The sequence below is a fragment of the Nostoc sp. JL23 genome (genome assembly GCF_017115065.1).
Classification (GTDB): Bacteria; Cyanobacteriota; Cyanobacteriia; order Cyanobacteriales; family Nostocaceae; genus Nostoc; species Nostoc punctiforme_A.
In genome coordinates this window covers 148096-166896 of the sequence record NZ_JABXKN010000015.1, presented here as the reverse complement: position 1 = coordinate 166896, position 18801 = coordinate 148096, and the positions used below count along the sequence as shown (strand labels likewise).

The following is an 18801-nucleotide window of genomic DNA, read 5'->3' as shown; positions in this document are numbered from 1 at the left end:
TTTGACTTACTCAAACCCCAGTTTGCTTTCTCATTTTGGTGTTTTCCGCAAGTAATCAAGCATATTAAGAAAGCAATATGCTTGATTGCTGACTTATACCAGTAATTCTCACAGTTATGACAACTATTCCTTTAACATTACTTTTCTCTATCTTCATCTAATGCTTCTTGGATTGCACGACGGCAAAACTCTTATGATCTTTGTTTAATTGCTTCTTTATTCATTGTTTTGCCTCCTCTGCATCCCCGACATCCCCCTTTTTCGTGTTGCACCCTCCTATTACTCTATCCCCGACATCTACAAAAATATGGAGGATCATTTTCAGAGTATTAAAATAAATAAGGTGTGACTTCTTGGTGTGAGAATATCTTGAGCATGGTGACAAAGTATAAAAATATGCTCATATCTCTATTTAAGTATTGCTCAATGGGTTTTGATCATATATCGAGCATTTTGACAACTATAAACGCTGTAACTATTCAATTTAGGTATTTGTATGTTTCTGGTAACTGGAGCAACGGGAGGAATTGGTCGCAGAGTTGTGCGACTCCTACGACAACGAGAACAATCTGTGCGGGCATTTGTCCGCCTTACCTCGCGCTATAGCGAGTTAGAACACCGAGGTTCAGAAATCTTCATCGGTGACTTGCTAGAACAAAAAGATATCCAGAAAGCTAGTCAGGGTGTGCGGTATATTATCAGCGCCCACGGTTCTGATAGCGATGCCCTATCTTTAGATTACCGTACCAATATTGAACTCATCGACCAAGCAAAAGCCAATGGCGTAGAGCATTTTGTCTTCATTTCTGTACTGGGAGCCGATCGCGGTTATGAAGATGCTCCCGTTTTTAAAGCTAAACGAGCAGTAGAGCGATATTTGGCAGCTAGTGGCTTAAATTACACTATTTTACGCCCATCTGGATTAGCATCTAACTTGCTGCCACTGGTAGAAAGATTTCGGGAAACGGGATTATATCTGCTTGTTGGCGATCGCAAAAACCGTACCTCAATTGTCAGTACTGATGATTTGGCAAAGATAGTTGTGGATTCTGTGACAGTTGAAGGCGCTCGTAACCAGATTTTACCCGTCGGAGGACCAGAGATTTTATTACGAGAAGATATTCCCCGGATTTTTGGTCGGATTTTCGCCAAAGAACCAGTAATAATTAACTCACCTCTATTTGTCATTGATGGGTTACAGGGTGCATTGGGTTTATTTAATCCCAAAATCCAAAAAGCTTTGGGAACTTATCGCACATTGCTAGCAAATGAATTTTTCTGCACAAAAGATGAAATTGCCAATTTAGAGGCGATTTTTAACTTCCAATTGGAGACATTAGAAAGTTTTTTGCGGCGCTATTTAGCAGTTTGAATTAAACATCAGTCATTAGTCATTAGTCATTTGTCATTAGTGAATAACAAAGGACAAATGACTAATGACAAAGGACAAAGGATAAAGGACACAAATGAAATCTTCTCTAGCTGCAAATGCTGCTCAAGCACGTCAGACCAAAGAGCGATTCGCCCAACCGGAGGAACAACTTACTTATGAGTTGGGGAAGGCGGTACAGGAATTGCCGCCCCTGTACACTAGATTATTAGCGGGAACGATGAGCGCCATCGTATTTGGGACGATCGCCTGGGCGTACTTCTCGCAAATCGATGAAGTAGCAACAGCACCAGGGGAATTAATTGCCTCCGCACAGGTAAGACCGGTGACATCCTTGGGTGGAGGGTCAATTGTCGCCGTCAAAGTTCAAGAAGGCGATCGCGTTACTAAAGGTCAAGTTCTGATTCAAAAAGATCCAGACTTACAAATAACCGATGTTTCCCGCCTAGCCAAATCTACTAGATTGATTCAAGACGATTTACAGCGTTTGGATGCAGAACGTATTGGAGGCAAAACTACTGGGACGAAAGTGCAAGATGAACTTTTAAGCTCCCGCCTGCAAGACTTCCAAGCTCGTCAAGCAGCGGCGGAAGCAGAAGCAAATCGCCAAATAGCACTCATAGATCAAGCTAAAGTCCGCTTGAGCAGGTTGCAAGATAACTTAGTTAATGCTAAAAGTAGCTTTGGGAATGCTCAAACCAACCTTGTCAATGCAGATAGCATCCGAATTAAAATTGAAAGTAATTTAGCCCTGGCTCAAGAAAGGGAAAAAAGCCTACGTACTCTAATTACTCCTGGCGCTGTGCCTCGTGTCGATTATCTGGATGCCCAAGAAAGATTAACTCGTGCAAAGACAGAAATCACCAGAGCGCAAGATGAAGTCATCAACGCCCAGAATAGAATCACAGAAGCTCAAGATAAAGTCACATCATTAGAAAAAGATATTGCTGCTCAAGTCCAGGAAATTCGCCAAGCACAACAAGCTTACAACGCTGCACGCAGTCAGTCCCAGCGTGTAGCATCAGAACGCCAAAGCGAAATTTTGACGCAGTTTAATAAGCGTAAAGAAGAACTAACAACTGTTCAAGGTCAATTAGAGCAGGCGAGGAAGCAACAAGCTTTAGAAACGATTGAAGCTCCCGTAGCCGGTACAATTTATAAAGTCAAAGCCACCAAGGGGCCAGTTCAATCAGGTGAAGAATTGCTGTCAATTTTGCCGGAAGGGGAAGAAATGCTTCTAGAGGTAAAAGTTCTTAACCGCGATATTGGGTTTATTCGTCAGGGAATGAAGGCAAAAGTGAAAATGGCGACTTTTCCCTTCCAAGAATTTGGCATTGTGGATGGCGAAGTTATGCAAGTCAGTCCAAATGCAATTGCTGATAAAGAATTGGGTTTAGTTTTTCCGACGAGAATTAAGCTAAATAGACACGCAGTGAATGTTCGAGGTCAAGAAGTAGAATTTACACCAGGCATGGCTGCTACAGGTGAAATTGTCACTCGGAAAAAGTCAATTTTGACATTCATCACTGAGCCTGTAACACGGCGGTTCAATGAGGCATTTTCCGTTAGGTAGGAAAGTCTGTTAGATTAGCCACAAGTAAGGGTTTAGCATTGTTAAACCCCTACATTTATTCACGACAGATAGCAGGTTGGTTGATTTTCTTAACCGAGCAATATTGAACTAAACTGCTAATCGCTATAATTTTCAAGCCATAGCCAAGAATTTTCTATATTGATCTATTTGTTTTTGCATTTCCTCTAGTAGTTTGCCAAAATCAAGGTTATTCTCATCCTGATTTGCTATTCATATTGATGTTGCCTAGAATCTTCTCATAGTTTTTAAATTGCTACCATAATTCTGGATTTGTTAATATGTTATTACCTTCGGCTGATATCAGATATTTTGTGGTTTCTGTAATTGCTTGACCAATCACAGGGTTAAAATCAGAATCATTCCAACTAGCAATATTTTCTGGTGTTAGATATCTTGTGGTTTCTGTAATTGCCTGACCGATTAGAGAACCAAAATTGGAATTGTTAAAACTAGAGTTTGTAGTTTGTGTGTTATTTCCTGCGGTTTCCGCAATCACCCGACTCGCTAGAGAACTGACATTAGAAATTTTAAAACTAGAGCTTGTAGTTTGTGTACTATTTCCTGCGGTTTCTGTGACAATCTGACGTACTTGGGCATCAGTCAGGTTGGAGTTAGCACTAAGCATCAGGGCAACGATACCAGCAACGTGGGGAGCAGCCATAGATGTGCCGCTATAAGTTGCATACTGATTATTCGGAACTGATGAATAAACCTTGACTCCTGGAGCTGTGACGTAAGCGATTTGATTCGTTCCAGAGCGGTTAGAGAAGTCGGCCAAATTATTATTTTTATCTACTGCCCCAACAGCAATTCCCGACTTGGATGCATAGCGGGCGGGATAGTCTGGTGAAGAGTCACCATCATTACCTGCTGCCATGACTACAATTACTCCTTTACTGCTGGCATAGTTAATGGCTGACTCTAAAGTGCGATTAGAAGATGCGCCTCCTAAACTGAGGTTAATCACATTAGCTCCATTATCTACAGCGTAGCGAATACCTTTAGATATGGAACTATAGGAACCAGAGCCAGAGCTATCTAAAGCTTTGACAGGCATAATCTTGGCATCGTAGGCAATACCAGTGACACCGTAGTTATTATTTTCTCCTGCGATCGTGCCAGAAACATGAGTACCATGACCGTTGTCATCTAGGGTGTTGTTGTTTTGATCGGCGAAGTTCCAGCCGTAATTATCATCAATATAGCCATTTCCATCATCATCTATACCATTACCCGCAATTTCCTTGGTATTCGTCCAGATATTATTTGTTAAATCTTCGTGGTTATAGTCAACTCCAGTATCCACAACAGCGACAACAACGCCTTTACCTGTGTATCCATGTGCCCAAACTTCCGGTGCTTTAACCAGGTCTGCTCCCCAATTATTGCCACCAAGATCGGGAACATCAGCAAAGGTATTCTGACCAATAGCTCTAGCCACTGCTGCTGCTCCATTAATCAAGCCATAGCCATTTGTGGAGTTATAATTTTGAGTGCTAAAAGTCTTAGTAGTAGCGTTATTGCTATTTTCAGATTCATCGTTATTTAGCAACTTCACATCAGCATCGGCTGAGTTATAGCTACTACGTCTGCTGAAGTTGAGGCTGTAGTTATCTTTTGTATTAAAGCTATTTAATGAGGAGATTGAAGTGGCATTTAGCTGTTTCTTTGACAATATATTGTTATTAACATCATTAATGTGCATAAATTTTTTCTCAAAGATAGCAACCGTTTTTTGACAGCTTGAAGCCTTGAAACCTTTATAATAAGAAGATTTCAATGGATGAATCAAACTTCATTCTCAATAATTACTATGGAATCTAATAACAAAATGCTAATTTTATTACCAAAAAACATTATGATAATTACGGTTTTTATTAAGAGTAACTTTATCAAGTAAATATTAAATATTTAAGGTGTATTAATTGATGCTAATGCATAAATGATACTAGGACGTTATGACTCCTTTTATTACTCTTATAACTACTGCGATCGCTAGCTATAAAAATATTTATATTACTTAGACTGGAGCAAGGGTAATTATTGAAATCAGCCAAAGTAAAATGGCGAACGGAGTTATGCTCCATTCGCCAAAGGCTATCCTTAAGCCCCTTTGCAAACGTCGATTTTTATGTAGCCACAAGCTTTGAATTAGTTAAATCTATTAAATGTTTGCTTGCTGCCGTTGATATAGTGACCAATACAAACCCTTTTGTTGCAACAATTGTGAGTGAGTACCACGTTCGGCAATCACGCCTTGCTCCAAAACCAAAATCAAGTCGGCACGTTTGAGGGGAGCAAAGCGGTGAGCAATCAGGAACACGGTACGGTTGGTGGAAATTTTTTGCAGGTTTTGCAGCACTTGTTGTTCAGTTTCACTATCCAAGGCACTAGTAGCTTCATCCAAAACTAAAATCGGCGCTTGGGAAAGAAATAGCCTTGCCAGAGCAATGCGTTGTCTCTGTCCACCAGATAAAGCTGTACCGCGTTCACCAACATTGGTTTCGTAACCGTAGGGTAATTGACTAATGAAGTCGTGAGCCACGGCTAATCTTGCCGCCTCTACAACTTGCTCTGCGGTAATGTCGGGACTACCGAGAGTGATATTTTCCAAAATAGAACCGTTAAATAAAAAGTCTTCTTGGAGAACTACACTAACTTGTTGCCGTAGTGAGGCTAAATCGGCACTTTTTATATCAAAACCATCAATCAGGATGCGTCCTGATTCAATTTGATAGAGGCGTTGCAATAGCTTAGATAGGGTACTTTTCCCAGAACCGCTACGTCCGACAATGCCAACAAACTGCCCTGGTTCAGCACTGAAAGAGATTCCCCGCAGAATTGCTTCAAAGTTCGGGCGGTAGCGGAAAAATACTTGCTCGAAGGTGATTTGTCCTTTCAGGGGTGGCAAAACTAAGCCAGTTCCCAGTTCAGCTTCTGGGGAGACGTTAAGAATATCACCAATGCGATCTACAGAAAGTAGCACTTGTTGAAGGTTTTGCCACAACTGTACTAAGCGCAAAAGCGGGCCTGTGACTCTACCAGACAACATTTGAAATGCAACTAGCTGTCCAATTGTGAGCTTTTGTTCGATAACTAACTTGGCACCAAACCAGAGAATCAGCATGGTGGACAAATTGGTGAGAAAATCACCAATGTTGCTGCTGATATTGGAGGTGGTAGAGGCTTTAAAACCTGTGCGAATGAAGCGGGCAAATAACCCTTCCCAGCGATCGCGGGCTACTGGTTCGGCTGCGTGGGCTTTAACAGAGTGAATTCCGGTGATTGTCTCTACTAGAAACGATTGACTATCGGCACTCCGGTTAAAGGTTTCGTTAAGCCAGTTACGCAGAATTGGTGTTGCAACTATCGTTAATGTGGCAAATAGTGGCAGTACTGCTAAGGCTACAAAGGTGAGTGGGACGTTATAGTAAAACATCAATGCCAGGTAGACCACAGCAAAGATGCTATCTAGAATTACAGTTAATGCTGTACCTGTGAGAAACTGACGAATTTGTTCGAGTTCCTGGACTCTTGCTACTGTGTCTCCGACGCGGCGCGACTCAAAATAAGCCAAAGGCAGACGCATCAGATGGCGAAATAGCTGTGCTGATAAACTCAAATCCAGACGACGAGCTGTATGGGTAAAGATGAATAGGCGCAGAATACCCAGTATGGACTCAAATATGGCTACGCATAAAAGTGCCAGCGCCATCACATCCAGAGTTGGCAAACTCCCCTGCACCATCACTTTATCAATGACGACTTGGGTAATTAACGGTGTTGTTAACCCCAAAAGTTGCAAGGTAAAAGATGCTAACAATACTTCTGTGAGCAATCCTTTATACTTCCAAACTGCTGGGGTAAACCAACTGAGGTTAAATTTTTCTTGCTGGGATATGAGTTCTACTTGCCACAATTGTCCATCCCAAGACACCTCAACTACAGATTGCGGCAAGCTTTCACAAGTCCGTTCGGGATTTAGAGGGTTAGCGATAATTAAGCGATCGCCTTTAACTCCATAAGCCACCACCCAGGATGGACTCTGGGGTGAGTCAGAATTCCACAGCAATAAAGCTGGAAATGACAACTGTCGCAACTCACTCCAACTCACTTGTAACCGCCGCAACACTAACCCTAACTTTTCTGCTGCTTCCACAACCTGTTTTGGGCGTTGTCCTCTGAGTTGACGCTGCACCCATTCCAGTTGCACAGAATTTTCTAATTGTTGCGCCACCATTGTTAAACACGCAGCAGCGGTGTTCCAACTGGCAACAAACGGATAAATTGCAGCGATTAAATTGGCGGCTGGGAGTCCTTTTTGGGGTTGGAGGCTGTGGGGGCTGGAAGTCCCGTCTGAGGCTGAAGTTACTGAAGGAGTACTAGAAAAGGAAAATGTCTCCCTTTGTCCTTCCATCTCTACTGGTAACGCTTGCCAAAATTCCTGAATTTGTGGGTGAGAAAATTCTGCCCACAGCGCAGTTTCCCAACAAACTACTACCACTTCTTTACTAGCAGCTACAGCTTTAACATCCGCAGATAGCTTTTGGAAATCGCCAAACCAATCCCCTGCATCTAGGGCGGCTAAAGGTTTGCCAACGCCCTCTTCTCGCAAGCGGACTTTCCCAGCCACAATTAAAAATTGATAGCCACCGACATCGTTTGACCAGATTTTTTCTCCAAGACGATACTGGCGGGTTTGGCACTCATTTTCCAATCGGGATTGTTGTTCGGGAGTCAGCCAGGATAGCGGTGGCTGATTCCAAGGCAAAGAAGCTAGCACTTTTAATCGTAAAGATTCATTATCCAGAATTTTTAACTCACTTGTAACTTGACTGTCAGTTTTTGAATTTTCTCTGCTAGCCATTTTTCAAACAACTCATTTTGTAGTGCTTGCTGTAGTTGAGTATCTTCTAAAGACGCTGGTAGAAATTGTTCTACTCGAAACAAACCATAAGGCCCTTCTCCTTGGGGAGAGTCTTTGCCAACGATTTCTATTGGACCTATCAATTGTCCAGGACTGGCCACATCAATAGCTGCCCGTAATATATCCGGCATACTACCTCGGCTGACGATTCCCATCATGCCATTCACAATTCGGTCATCTGAAAGGGAATACTCTTTAGCTAGTTGCTCAAAACTACCTCCTTCTTCTATTTGGGTTTGGAGTTCGTCTGCCAATTCTCGATTATCAACAACAATCCGGGAAAGTACTACCCGATCCAAGAAAATCTTGCGCTCAATAAAATATTCTGAGAGTTTTGCTTCTGTCACTACGGCTTTCAGCTTTTCTAACTTGTAACCAAAAGCAACCGATGTGTGAAAAGTAGCGTAATCTGTGTTATTTGTCTTTAACCATTCTTGAAAACTTTGGGGGTCAGTGAGTTGATTTTTCAGCCTAAAGTCAATAATTGACTGTTCAGTTATTGCGGTGCCAATTTCAATATCGTCTCGTGTTCTGATTTCTTCCTCAATTACGTACTGTCGGAGAATATCCCCAATGAACTGTCCCAATTTTCCAGAGGCTTGCAGGTACTTTACTGCTTGCTCTATAGAAATTATTTGGTCATCAATTGTCAAAAATGATAAAGATTCCATGAACTAATTATGTGAAAATGGTTAAACACTTATAGGACTTTTAAATTAAATCATATAGAAATCATCTGGTCATTCATGGATAAATATGATAAAGATTCGATGAACTAATTACATCTAAATGGTCAAAAAATTATATAGCTAGTAAATAAAATAATTTGCCACGATCACTTTTACAGTCTAGTGGGGACAAAATCAGGATTGAAAATATTAGTGGTGGCGCAGTAGTAAGGCAAATAGTTATTTTTTACCAATGCTTTTCAAGAGTGCTGAGTGGGGAATCTGGAACTGGTAACGGACTAAATACCCCACTTAAACGAGTAATTGTAATTATTTATTCTCGTCAGTTTAGTTACTGAAAGTTATCCATGTCCAAGCAAGTAGCACAGATGCGATCGCACCGATTAATGTATTCAAAATATTTACTACTTCATTGGTCAACCAAGTATACTTAGATTGCAGTGTTGCGCCAATCACACTTTCTACGTTGGTGGCAATAAATGCTGCCAGCACACACCAAGCGACTCCTAATAGATCGATTAAACCAACTCCCCAACCCACAAGTGCGATCGCTACAGAAGCCACAATCCCGGCTAAAGTTCCCTCCAAGCTTACCGCTCCTTCTGTACCGCGAGGCACTGGTTGAAGTGTGGTAATCAAAAAGGTGCTTTTGCCATAAGCCTTACCGACTTCGCTGGCAGTGGTATCAGCTAGCTTGGTACTGAAACTCGCTACATAGGCTAGTAATAGTAGGGACTGGGGATTGGGGATTAGCGACTGGGGATTAGGTACGAGGAATCCCGAATTTATTATTCCTACTCCTAAAGCACACAATGCCCCAGTTAAAGCCGAACCCCAAACATTTTCTGGGCCTCTTGCCCCAGAACGCTTTTCGGCAATTCCCTCTGCCTCCTTCTGCGCCATACCGATGCGGGTAACGCCAGAACCAACCAAAAAATAGAACATTACTACTGCATATCCTTGCCAGCCTAGAGTTACCCAAATTAAGATGGCCAGGAACCAGGCGTGGAATAATCCAGCAGGGGTAAGTAGCTTTTTCGGAGCAATCCAAGCTACACCCAATAAAATTGTGTTTAATACTACTGCTACTAACCAGGGATTTACAGAATAAATTGAGGAAATTGAGGATGACATCAGCAATTAATCATGAGTAATTTTGTCTGAATATCAACAGAATAACGAATTTGTGATGCTTAGTGCTTTATTTTTGAAACCTCTCTAAGTAAAGTAATATGTTTGTATTATTAACTAAATTCCGTAGGCATTGCTCTGAAAGCTGAGTGGCAAACCATCAATGATGTCTTAGATAAAGACTGAAATATTGACTAAAGAACATGGATTAAACAAAATGCAAAACTTCTTTTGAGTTAGGTAGACTCTTTTCCGTCACCGCAGATTATAGTGGCTGAAGTATTACTAAATCCCCAATCTTAGTCATAAGGATAAAGAATATAAGTTAATGTCAGTAAAAACTGTGTTCAAGTTAACCACAATCAAAACTTAATAGCATAAATTGTAGATAGCATCAACTAGTAGTCTTTTTAATACAAGCTATGAGCCAAACTTTATTCCATCTAGCTTTCCCTGTAACTGACATTGCCCAAACAAAAGCATATTATGTAGATGGTTTGGGCTGCATTCCTGGTCGTGAAAACCACCATGCCCTGATACTCAATCTCTACGGTCATCAATTAGTGGCTCATGTCACAAAAGAACCTTTGACACCGCAACAAACTATCTATCCCAGACATTTTGGGCTAATTTTTACTCAAGAATGTGACTGGCAAGACTTACTACAAAGGGCACAACAACAACAGCTACTTTTTCGTGAAGAAACCAAAAATCGCTTTGTCGGTTCTCCTCTTGAGCATCGCACTTTCTTTTTAGAAGATCCCTTTTATAATCTCATGGAGTTCAAGTATTATCGTCACCCAGAGGCGATTTTTGAGAGTTACGAATATACGCAAATTGGTGATAGGAATTAAAAAATTAAAAATTAAAAATCAAGTAATGCAAGCCTAACAAGCATCCTGGTTACTGACTGGATTTTTTATTCAGCAAGGGTAGCTTAATAGGCTTTGCTAAAGCTGCTGTGACTACCGCTAAACTCCTGGGATCTGTCAGCATCCAAGGGTGTAGAGTAACTGGTACTATTACTTGGCTTCCTACGGGCATTTGTGAACTATTTGCTGGGACAATCATTAAATCATAAGGTGTCCAGATAGACGTAAAATCTAGCTGCCCCAACATTACAGCATCAGAATTTAAATCCTTGAGAAAAATACTATCGGGGCGCATTTGTAGGCAACCAGGACGCTGGGAACCATAAGCAACCACAGTTCCATAATGGGGCGAAGAGATGGTAATAAACCGCTGCACGCGGTTAATTCCTCCTAATCGCTGAACATAGTAACGGCTGACAATTCCTCCCATACTGAAGCCTACTAAATCTAGGCGTTGTTCTGGTGCAAAGGTTGCTGTAACATAATCGGCTACCTGTTTTGCCAATTCATCAAGACCCACTACACCATTATTAGGAACCAGATTCAGGCTATATACAGACCAACCCCGTTGTATGAAGTATGCCCTCATTTTATGGAAAACTGCCTCTGTATCGTCAATGCCGTGTATTAACAAAACGGGATTGCGTTGTTGAATTTCAATGTTCATTTACAAAATCTAACTGAATTAAGGGGTGTATTTCACTTTTGTAGGTGCATACTGCTCTACAAACTGAAGTTATTGCTTTTCAGATTCTTTCTTTATAAAAATATTGTGGCAAACAAAACTGAAATGCTTTGAAATATACTTTGTATGAAAATTTGTATAAAATTTAACTAATTTGTCTTGCCATCTGCGATTCGGCTATGACACTCTTCCCACTGGTTGAGAGTAAACTGCTTGTTTAACTTCAATTGGGTATTTACCAAACAAAGAAATGTTAATTCTTGTAAAGCTTGCTTTCAGAATCTTGCTCTTAGCTACAGTAAAATTTAATAATTAGTTCTCGGTGTGTGCAGGTTGCAAATGCTTGCAATAGAACATTTGCCCTGTGGTTTTACTACAATGTTAATTAAGCACAAACCTATAAGGGTTGTCACCAGGATGGGGTGACGCCAAGTAGATAATGTAACATTTTGTCGTAATTTTTAACAATTACGGTCGAGTTCAAAATATAAAAGGTAAAAGGCAGGAGTAATTGTAATGGATTTTATCAAAAAGTTAATTTCGGGTATTCAGGGTTTCCTTGGCGGTATTCTGGGCGTTATTACTGGATTGTTACCGGGGAAGAAGAAAAGCAACGGCTACTTCTTAGAATTGGACGAAGCCAAAGATGCTGCCAAAGATGCTGCTAAAGAGGTAGCATCGAGCGCGAAGAAAGTAGCAGATACAGTTACATCGACAGTTGCATCGAATGCTAAGAAAGTAGCAGAGACAATTACATCAGAAGCACCAACTTCATCCAAGCCAGATTCGTTAAATGGAACAAAAACCGCCGCTACTAAGACTAAGGCTAAAGAAAAATCAGCTAAAAATCCCAAACCAGCTGACGTTCAATTAGTCCAGACTGCTGAGGGTCTTAAAATTGAACCAGGCAAAAAAGCAAAAGCGGCGGCAGCGAAAGTACTCAAAGAAGAGCCAACTGAAACAACCTTTGCACCAAAATATCTTGCTCCTTCGACTACTAGCTCTAATGGTCGTCGTCGTCCAGGGGCGAATATGAGTGCTTATCTAGATATGGCACGTCAGATTAAAACACCTAAATAATTCATAGAGACCGTAAATTTACGGTCTCTATAGATTAAGCGTGAAGATGCAAGGTTAAGATAACTTTGCCAGTTGTAGATGGGGGAACTCTCCAAAGTAAGAGCGATCGCTTAATTTTCTCCACTACAACTGGATCTTTTAGGGTCGAGGTTTCCTCATCCAAAACTACTCTTTCTACCCGACCTTTCTTGACGGTGAACTCAAAGACGATTTCACCACTCAAGCCGGAAGGAAAGTTTAGTTGTTGAAGGTGTTGGGTTAGGTCAGCAATTTCTGTTTCATCCAAGCCAGTGATGCTGATAACCTCTAACTGATGGTTGATGGCTGCGTCTAATATTTCATCTTGTGCCATCTCCTCTAAATCAAAGCTCAAAGATGTCTCGATTTCTTTGGCTAGAGGAGATTGTGCCGATCGCCTTTTGTAGAGAAAATCGGGAGCTTCTGCTAAAGCTGGTGCTGATAACTTTGAAAATTTCATTTGAGGCGCAAAACCGCCAGCCGGAGCATTGCCAAACACTCCTTGGTAACTAACTGCTTCCGGCATTTCTACCGGGACTTGCATAGACAAGTATTCGCTTCCTGATTCAACTCGCACGTCATCGCTGACAGCCACAAAAGCGGTGTATTGAGAAAGCAGTTGATAAGTTAAGGCTGTTTTTGTAACTGCCTCTACACCAGCTTTGGTTTCAAAACTCACCATTTGATTCATCAAGTATTTGATCCGAGCGCGTCCCCACAACTGCGCTACAGCAATATTTCCTGTTTCCTCAAATTTGAGGTTAAATGTTTTTTCATAGTGCTTACCGCCCGCAGCAATGCCGGATATTTGCAGATTTCCACTAACTCTATCTTGTTTGCGACCAAATAAAACTAATGGTTGTTCGCAAAATAAATCAGGTGCTACCTTTGGGTAAATCACAGGCGATTCTGTGTCACCCTGCCAATAAATTTGAATATTTGTGAGTACAGGATTGTTAATTTGCCTGTAAAACTTTTCGGCAACTTCTTCCGTCGGTTCATCATGACGAATAATTCTGGATATTCCCCGGCCAATTTCGGCAATGCGATTCAGTAAAAAACGGTTAACTGAACTACCAGCACCGAAACTATAAAGGCGATTTGCTGGTTGGAGGTGCTGTTGTACTTCTGCTAAAATCTCATTTTCGTTGCCGATATAGCCATCAGTTAAGAGTACAACGCTGCGTAATCTTCCGACTGGTGTGGGGAAATTTATCGCTGTACGAATGCCACTGAGCATTTCTGTGCTGCCATCAGCTTGTAAATTGTTAATGTAAGCGATCGCTTGGGCACGATTTTCTGATGTATTCGGCAGAGGTGTTGCCGATAACTGTCTGACTCTATCGGAAAAATCGATAATTGTGAAAGTATCGTTGGGATTCAACCCATTGATAAATCGCCGCATCAATTCCTGACACTTTTGCAACGGATCGCCAGATTGTGAACCAGAAGTATCCACCAAAAATACGACATCTTTGGGGACAATCTCATCAGTGGAATATTCTAAAGCTGGAATCAGGTATATTGCAAAATGTCCGCCGCGATCGTCGGCTTGGGTTAAGACTGTAGATTGAGTTTCTTTACCAGAAACTTGATAGCGGAGAATTAAATCTTTGTTGGGAATTGTATCTTCTCCAGCTAATTGAATCCGCACAATTTGACCTGAGTGTTCAATTTTTAATTGATGGGAAGGAGAACGCACTTCGGAAATTGGCAAACCCGCATCAATTTCGACTGTGACATTAATATTGTGAAGTGAGCGCGTTCCTTCTAAGACTACAGGCGGTGTAATGCGAGAAGCATCAGGAACTTGGTCTGTATCACCGCTACCCTCTATCGGCGTTCCTGGAATATATCTTGGCCCCACTACCATCGGGAAAACAAATTCGTAGTTTCCCGCCTCAAATTTTAAACTTTCGGTGTAACGAATTGTGACATCAATTTGTTCTCCAGGTTTGATGTTAGCCAGAGATTGGGTGAAAATATTGTCTCGTTCCTGTTCTAGCAGTCCGGCGGTGCGTCCTTCTTGTTTTGCCTTTTCGTAGATGGCTACAGCTTCTTCACGTTTTTTAATATTACCTTTGATGATGCGTACACCGGAGGGGTTGCCGAAGGACATCGCCTATTTTGATTTCCATGTCATCCACCGCTGCCTCATCGGGTAACGGAAAGATATACACTGCTTCTAAAGGCTGTGTGAAGGGGTTTTCAAAGCTTTGGATAACCTCAACTCGTGATAAATTACCCGCAATTTTTGCTAGAACTTCTGTGTGCTTGAGCGGAAAAATTACTTGCTTTCCTTGAGGAGATTGGACGTACAAACCCCCTAACTTTAGATTTTTAGGACTTACTGTATTCATAGAACACTCCTATTTGATTTGTAAACTTACTTCTTAAGCTAGGTAATAAGTAACTTAATTACGAATTACGTTAGCGCAGCGGGGCGTAGCCCATTACGAATTACGAATTATTTAACAAATACCAGTCCACTATACAAATGAAAAGCTGAATCCCAATTAGTCTGTTCCCTACGAAACAGATCAACGTGAGACTTAATATGACTCAACATTTCTGTTTGATCTAATGTTGTATCTGCAAAAGATGTGAAATCTGACCAGGTTTTGACTAGAGGAAGTTGCTGGTCAATCCAACTTGATAAACTATTCCAATTAATTCTGATTGTATTTTGGCTAGCTTGAGGAATGATTTCTAAACCTTGCTGAAATTCATAGCCGTTATCATAAAGTCGGAGAATGGAACGTCTACCAGGTATGTGTAAATCACAAAACTGAGCATAGTCTTGTGTTTGAGTTTTCCATTCCAGTTTACGGCGGGCATCAACATCTACAACTTGTTCAAAAATAGGCAAAAGTCCCACTACTCTTGCTGTGACTTCTGACCAGTCAAAGGTGAGAGAACCAAGTTGATTGACTTCGTTTCGGCAAACAACAGTAGCTTGTGGGGTAGATGCTTGGAAATGTTTGACTTGATAAACTTGAATTTGCTGAATTTGCGCTATTGTTGCCCAAAAGCAAGGAATACCAGCCTGCTGTAGCTGTTTGCCATAAAATTTTAGTTCTCCTACTTGTCCAATGCGGTATAATCTCCAACCACGACTTGGCAGTACCAGCCTTGCAGTGTAGGGGTCTAGCTGCATAATCTGAGCAAATTTTCGAGATGCTTCTGTTTTCATCTCGGTACTGAGTGGCTCTAAGACTAGTAAGCCAAGTTCAATGTCACTTGCTTTGGCCGTTGCTTGAGAAATAGCTCTTTGTCTTTCTTCTAGCTCGACTTCTTGTAGCCTTCGCAAACCTTGGCGTGCGAACGTTACTATTTTGGCGTTCCTTGTATCTCGCAACAATTGCCGATAAATTTTTTCTGCATCTTGGCGCTTTTCAGATACTTCATGGAGCCGACCGAGATAATATTGTACCCAAGGATTTTCGGGTGATTCTTTTTGCAGCTGTTTGAGTAATTTAGCTGCTGTTTTATAGTCTTTATGCTCAAAGGCGATCGCAACTTGCTCAATCATCACTTACTTTAAATAGACGCTGGAGTGATGTCTCATGCAAAATTCCTTTTGCGTGAGCTATAAATCATTTATACTTCACAAGCTGCGGTAATCAGTGATAATGCTACTACTGGGGCTGTAACTGCTCTTAAGATGCGGCGACCAAGAGAAACAGGTTGAAATCCAAATGCGATCGCATTCTCGATTTCTTGTATTGTCCATCCTCCCTCTGGGCCAGTAGCAATGACAATAGTTTCTTGTCCTTTGTCATTTGTCATTTGTCCTTTGTGCTGTAAGCAATCTTTTAAATGGGGAAACTCACCACGTGCTTCACAGATATATTGCTGACTGTTGGCAAATGACATAGGGGCTTCTCTACGAGACGCTACGCGAACGCTATGACCAGTGACTAATAACAAACCCGTATTAAAAGTAACAGGCTCTAAAATTGTTGGTACAAACAAGCGCTCTGATTGCTCGGCGGCTTCCGCAGCGATGCGCCGCCAGCGTTCGAGCTTTTGAGGACTAGGATGAAGTAAAGTGCGATCGCTTAATACTGGTGCAATACAAGCTACTCCCAACTCTGTACAACACCGCACTACTTCATCAAATCCATTACCTTTGGGCAACGCCACCATCAGCGTAATCGATACAGGTAATTCTGTTTCTACTAAAAGCGGTTCTAAAATCTGTGCTTGTTCCCCTGCAAGCTGCGCTAACCACCATTTTCCCATACCATCCATTGCAATAAAGCGATCGCCTTCACGCAAGCGCAACACGCGCCCCAAATAATGCTGCTGTTCTTTTGTAAGTAAAATTTGTCCTTGTTGGAGTTGGGAGGGTGCGATCGCAATTCTTTGCAGTTGAGACATGGGATTTGGGAATTTCAAGAATATCAAATCAAAGATGGACACAGATAAGTCCATCTGTGTCCATTCATGGTTCAGTTATTTATTTGACTTACGAAAGATTTTGGAAGTAAGCCTCTAGCGCTTCACTCACCAACTGAGTCATCGGCTTACCTTGACTTTCTGCTACTTCCTTTAATTTGCTATAAACCTCTTCTTTCAAATTCACCCGATGGCGCGATTTGTTTGCACCATTAGCTGTTTGCCGTTCGTAGCTAGCAGCAAATTCGCGGATGGCATCAAAACCAACGCGATCGCAAAAATCACCAAAGCTTTCCTTTGATTTCCGAGATTTCTTAAAGTAAACAAAAATCGGCTCTAAGAAGCTTTCCAAGTCATTATGGTGCAGCTTTTCTATGTAAGGTTGTGCCAGTCGAGTCTGATTTGGCGAACCCCCTAACCATAGCTGGTAAGATTCTGGAGCGCTACCGACAAAAGCCAATTCTGCCAAGTAAGGACGAGCGCAGCCATTGGGGCATCCTGTCATCCTTACCACAAAATGTTCTTTTTGTAAACCTAGTTTATTCAACAGAGCGCGAATCCGCTCCAAAATACCCGGTATTGCGCGTTCTGATTCCGTGATTGCCAAGCCACAAGTGGGTAAAGCCGGACAAGCCATTGCATACCGCACTAAAGGTTCGATTTTACTAGGGTCGTCTCCGACACCGTGACGGCTGAGAATGTCTTGAATAGCTTCTTTGCTATCTGGTTCGATATCGTAAAAAATCAGGTTGTGGTTGGCTGTCAGACGGATGTGTAAGTTGAACTGTTCAACAATTTCCCGCAAAGCGGTTTTCAGTTGAAACGAACCTTCATCCTTGACTCGACCATTGTCAATAGAAATTCCTAAGAATAGCTTGCCATCACCTTGTTCATTCCAGCCGAGGAAGTCGTAATATTTAAACTCTGGCAGTGGTTTGAAGGCTTCGATTGATTTACCGAAATATTCTTCAACTTGAGTGCGGAATTTATCTAAACCCCAATCGTTGATTAGATATTTTAATCTGGCATGACGACGATCGGTGCGATCGCCATAATCTCTCTGGGTAGCAACAATCGCTTTCACTATGTCGTAGACATCATCTTTCGCCACATAACCAATGGGGTCAGCTAACCTAGCGAAAGTTTCTTCTTTACCATGTGTTCTACCTAAACCACCACCAGCAAAAATATTAAATCCTTCCAGTTGTTTCTTTTTATTGGTAATTACTACCAAAGTCAGGTCTTGGGAATACAAATCCACCGAATTATCCCCTGGCACTGTCACGCAAATTTTGAACTTGCGGGGCATATAGTGAGTGCCATAAATCGGTTCTTCGTTGTCATGGATGATTGTGCCATTCCCGTTGCGCTGTCGTGCTGCTTTTACCTCTGGGTTCTCTTCAGCACTAATTGCTTTTTCTCCATCTAACCAAATTTCATAATAAGCACCCGTCTGTGCTGACAACAAATCAGCAATATTTTGGGCATACTCCCAAGCATACTGATACTCTGGGCGATTTTTAAAAGGGGCTGGTGGTGCCATCACGTTGCGGTTGATGTCGCCGCAAGCTCCCAAAGTCGAACCCAGATTCTTGACAATGGTAGCGATCGCTGGTTTCAAATTCTTCTTTAAAATACCGTGCAGTTGGAAACCTTGACGGGTAGTTGCTCGTAACGTGTGGTTGCCATACTCATCAGCTATTTTATCTAAAGCCAGATATAGCTGTGGCGGTACTAAACCACCCGGATTTTTTGTCCGCAGCATAAACTGGTAATCTTTTTCCTGTCCCTTGGTGCGGTTATCGCGGTTATCCTGTTGGTAAGAACCATGAAATTTCAAAAGCTGCACCGCATTTTCAGTAAAATGGGTAGTGTCTTGAAGGATCTCAGTTGCTACAGGTTCACGCAAAAAATTACTATTTTCCTTGATTCCTTCTACTTTGGAAGGCTTACGGCTAGCGATTGGGGAAGGAGCAGATTTAACCATTAGACTTGTATAGTATTCTCAATAAAG

14 protein-coding genes are annotated in these 18801 nt (G+C 41.7%); 4 read left to right on the top strand and 10 right to left on the bottom strand.

Features of this window, described 5'->3' with window-relative positions; translation table 11 throughout:
- Positions 1-496 precede the first annotated feature (496 nt).
- Both HWQ42_RS02420 and HWQ42_RS02415 read left to right on the top strand, forming a co-directional pair.
- Positions 497-1372 (top strand): SDR family oxidoreductase, encoded by an 876-nt coding sequence (locus HWQ42_RS02420; RefSeq protein WP_292808968.1) that lies wholly within the window; start codon positions 497-499, stop codon positions 1370-1372.
- A gap of 94 nt (positions 1373-1466) precedes the next feature.
- Positions 1467-2963 (top strand): HlyD family efflux transporter periplasmic adaptor subunit, encoded by a 1497-nt coding sequence (locus tag HWQ42_RS02415; RefSeq protein WP_292808967.1) that lies wholly within the window; start codon positions 1467-1469, stop codon positions 2961-2963.
- A 274-nt stretch (positions 2964-3237) separates the two neighbouring features.
- Here the strand turns inward: HWQ42_RS02415 and HWQ42_RS02410 are convergent, their stop codons facing one another.
- The 4 genes from HWQ42_RS02410 to HWQ42_RS02395 all read right to left on the bottom strand — a co-directional run bounded on the left by HWQ42_RS02410 (position 3238) and on the right by HWQ42_RS02395 (position 9734).
- Positions 3238-4689 (bottom strand): S8 family peptidase, encoded by a 1452-nt coding sequence (locus tag HWQ42_RS02410; protein ID WP_292808966.1) that lies wholly within the window; start codon positions 4687-4689, stop codon positions 3238-3240.
- 459 nt (positions 4690-5148) lie between these two features.
- Entirely contained in the window at positions 5149-7851 is a 2703-nt protein-coding gene (locus HWQ42_RS02405; RefSeq protein ID WP_292808965.1) for a type I secretion system permease/ATPase, read from the bottom strand.
- Positions 7800-8582: a peptidylprolyl isomerase gene (locus tag HWQ42_RS02400; protein ID WP_292808964.1), complete on the bottom strand. Its 783-nt coding sequence runs from the start codon at positions 8580-8582 to the stop codon at positions 7800-7802. Before HWQ42_RS02400 ends, HWQ42_RS02405 begins: the two co-directional genes overlap by 52 nt.
- A gap of 345 nt (positions 8583-8927) precedes the next feature.
- Positions 8928-9734 (bottom strand): TIGR00297 family protein, encoded by an 807-nt coding sequence (locus HWQ42_RS02395; protein WP_292808963.1) that lies wholly within the window; start codon positions 9732-9734, stop codon positions 8928-8930.
- Between the two features lie 419 nt (positions 9735-10153).
- Between HWQ42_RS02395 and HWQ42_RS02390 the strand changes: the two genes are divergently transcribed.
- Entirely contained in the window at positions 10154-10585 is a 432-nt protein-coding gene (locus HWQ42_RS02390; RefSeq protein WP_292808962.1) for a VOC family protein, read from the top strand.
- 49 nt (positions 10586-10634) lie between these two features.
- Here HWQ42_RS02390 and HWQ42_RS02385 read toward each other — a convergent pair whose 3' ends face one another.
- Positions 10635-11270, bottom strand: a complete 636-nt coding sequence (locus tag HWQ42_RS02385) for a triacylglycerol lipase (RefSeq protein ID WP_292808961.1) — start codon at positions 11268-11270, stop codon at positions 10635-10637.
- 534 nt (positions 11271-11804) lie between these two features.
- Here HWQ42_RS02385 and HWQ42_RS02380 point away from each other — a divergent pair.
- The gene (locus HWQ42_RS02380) at positions 11805-12368 is read left to right on the top strand and encodes a hypothetical protein (protein ID WP_292808960.1); all 564 of its coding nucleotides are present in this window, start codon (positions 11805-11807) and stop codon (positions 12366-12368) included.
- A 34-nt stretch (positions 12369-12402) separates the two neighbouring features.
- On the opposite strand, the gene HWQ42_RS02375 is transcribed toward HWQ42_RS02380, so the two are convergent.
- The 5 genes from HWQ42_RS02375 to sir all read right to left on the bottom strand — a co-directional run bounded on the left by HWQ42_RS02375 (position 12403) and on the right by sir (position 18774).
- On the bottom strand, positions 12403-14505 hold the full coding sequence (locus HWQ42_RS02375; protein WP_334813417.1) for an after-VIT domain-containing protein: 2103 nt from the start codon (positions 14503-14505) through the stop codon (positions 12403-12405).
- Entirely contained in the window at positions 14462-14746 is a 285-nt protein-coding gene (locus tag HWQ42_RS35410; RefSeq protein ID WP_334813420.1) for a VIT domain-containing protein, read from the bottom strand. The genes HWQ42_RS02375 and HWQ42_RS35410 overlap by 44 nt, the downstream gene beginning before the upstream one ends.
- A gap of 107 nt (positions 14747-14853) precedes the next feature.
- A complete protein-coding gene (locus tag HWQ42_RS02370; RefSeq protein ID WP_292808959.1) occupies positions 14854-15918 on the bottom strand; it encodes a tetratricopeptide repeat protein in 1065 nt (354 codons plus the stop codon).
- 68 nt (positions 15919-15986) lie between these two features.
- On the bottom strand, positions 15987-16769 hold the full coding sequence (locus HWQ42_RS02365; RefSeq protein WP_292808973.1) for a 16S rRNA (uracil(1498)-N(3))-methyltransferase: 783 nt from the start codon (positions 16767-16769) through the stop codon (positions 15987-15989).
- Positions 16770-16857: 88 nt separating this feature from the next.
- On the bottom strand, positions 16858-18774 hold the full coding sequence (gene sir / locus HWQ42_RS02360) for a sulfite reductase, ferredoxin dependent (protein WP_292808958.1): 1917 nt from the start codon (positions 18772-18774) through the stop codon (positions 16858-16860).
- Between the last annotated feature and the right edge of the window lie 27 nt (positions 18775-18801).

Coding starts and splice junctions, on each gene's coding strand:
- HWQ42_RS02405 (WP_292808965.1), bottom strand. CDS start 7,851: ATGGCTAGCAGAGAAAATTCAAAAACTGACAGTCAAGTTACAAGTGAG.
- HWQ42_RS02410 (WP_292808966.1), bottom strand. CDS start 4,689: ATGCACATTAATGATGTTAATAACAATATATTGTCAAAGAAACAGCTA.
- HWQ42_RS02420 (WP_292808968.1), top strand. CDS start 497: ATGTTTCTGGTAACTGGAGCAACGGGAGGAATTGGTCGCAGAGTTGTG.
- HWQ42_RS02400 (WP_292808964.1), bottom strand. CDS start 8,582: ATGGAATCTTTATCATTTTTGACAATTGATGACCAAATAATTTCTATA.
- HWQ42_RS02365 (WP_292808973.1), bottom strand. CDS start 16,769: ATGTCTCAACTGCAAAGAATTGCGATCGCACCCTCCCAACTCCAACAA.
- HWQ42_RS02395 (WP_292808963.1), bottom strand. CDS start 9,734: ATGTCATCCTCAATTTCCTCAATTTATTCTGTAAATCCCTGGTTAGTA.
- HWQ42_RS02380 (WP_292808960.1), top strand. CDS start 11,805: ATGGATTTTATCAAAAAGTTAATTTCGGGTATTCAGGGTTTCCTTGGC.
- HWQ42_RS02390 (WP_292808962.1), top strand. CDS start 10,154: ATGAGCCAAACTTTATTCCATCTAGCTTTCCCTGTAACTGACATTGCC.
- HWQ42_RS02385 (WP_292808961.1), bottom strand. CDS start 11,270: ATGAACATTGAAATTCAACAACGCAATCCCGTTTTGTTAATACACGGC.
- HWQ42_RS02375 (WP_334813417.1), bottom strand. CDS start 14,505: ATGTCCTTCGGCAACCCCTCCGGTGTACGCATCATCAAAGGTAATATT.
- HWQ42_RS02415 (WP_292808967.1), top strand. CDS start 1,467: ATGAAATCTTCTCTAGCTGCAAATGCTGCTCAAGCACGTCAGACCAAA.
- HWQ42_RS35410 (WP_334813420.1), bottom strand. CDS start 14,746: ATGAATACAGTAAGTCCTAAAAATCTAAAGTTAGGGGGTTTGTACGTC.
- sir (WP_292808958.1), bottom strand. CDS start 18,774: ATGGTTAAATCTGCTCCTTCCCCAATCGCTAGCCGTAAGCCTTCCAAA.
- HWQ42_RS02370 (WP_292808959.1), bottom strand. CDS start 15,918: ATGATTGAGCAAGTTGCGATCGCCTTTGAGCATAAAGACTATAAAACA.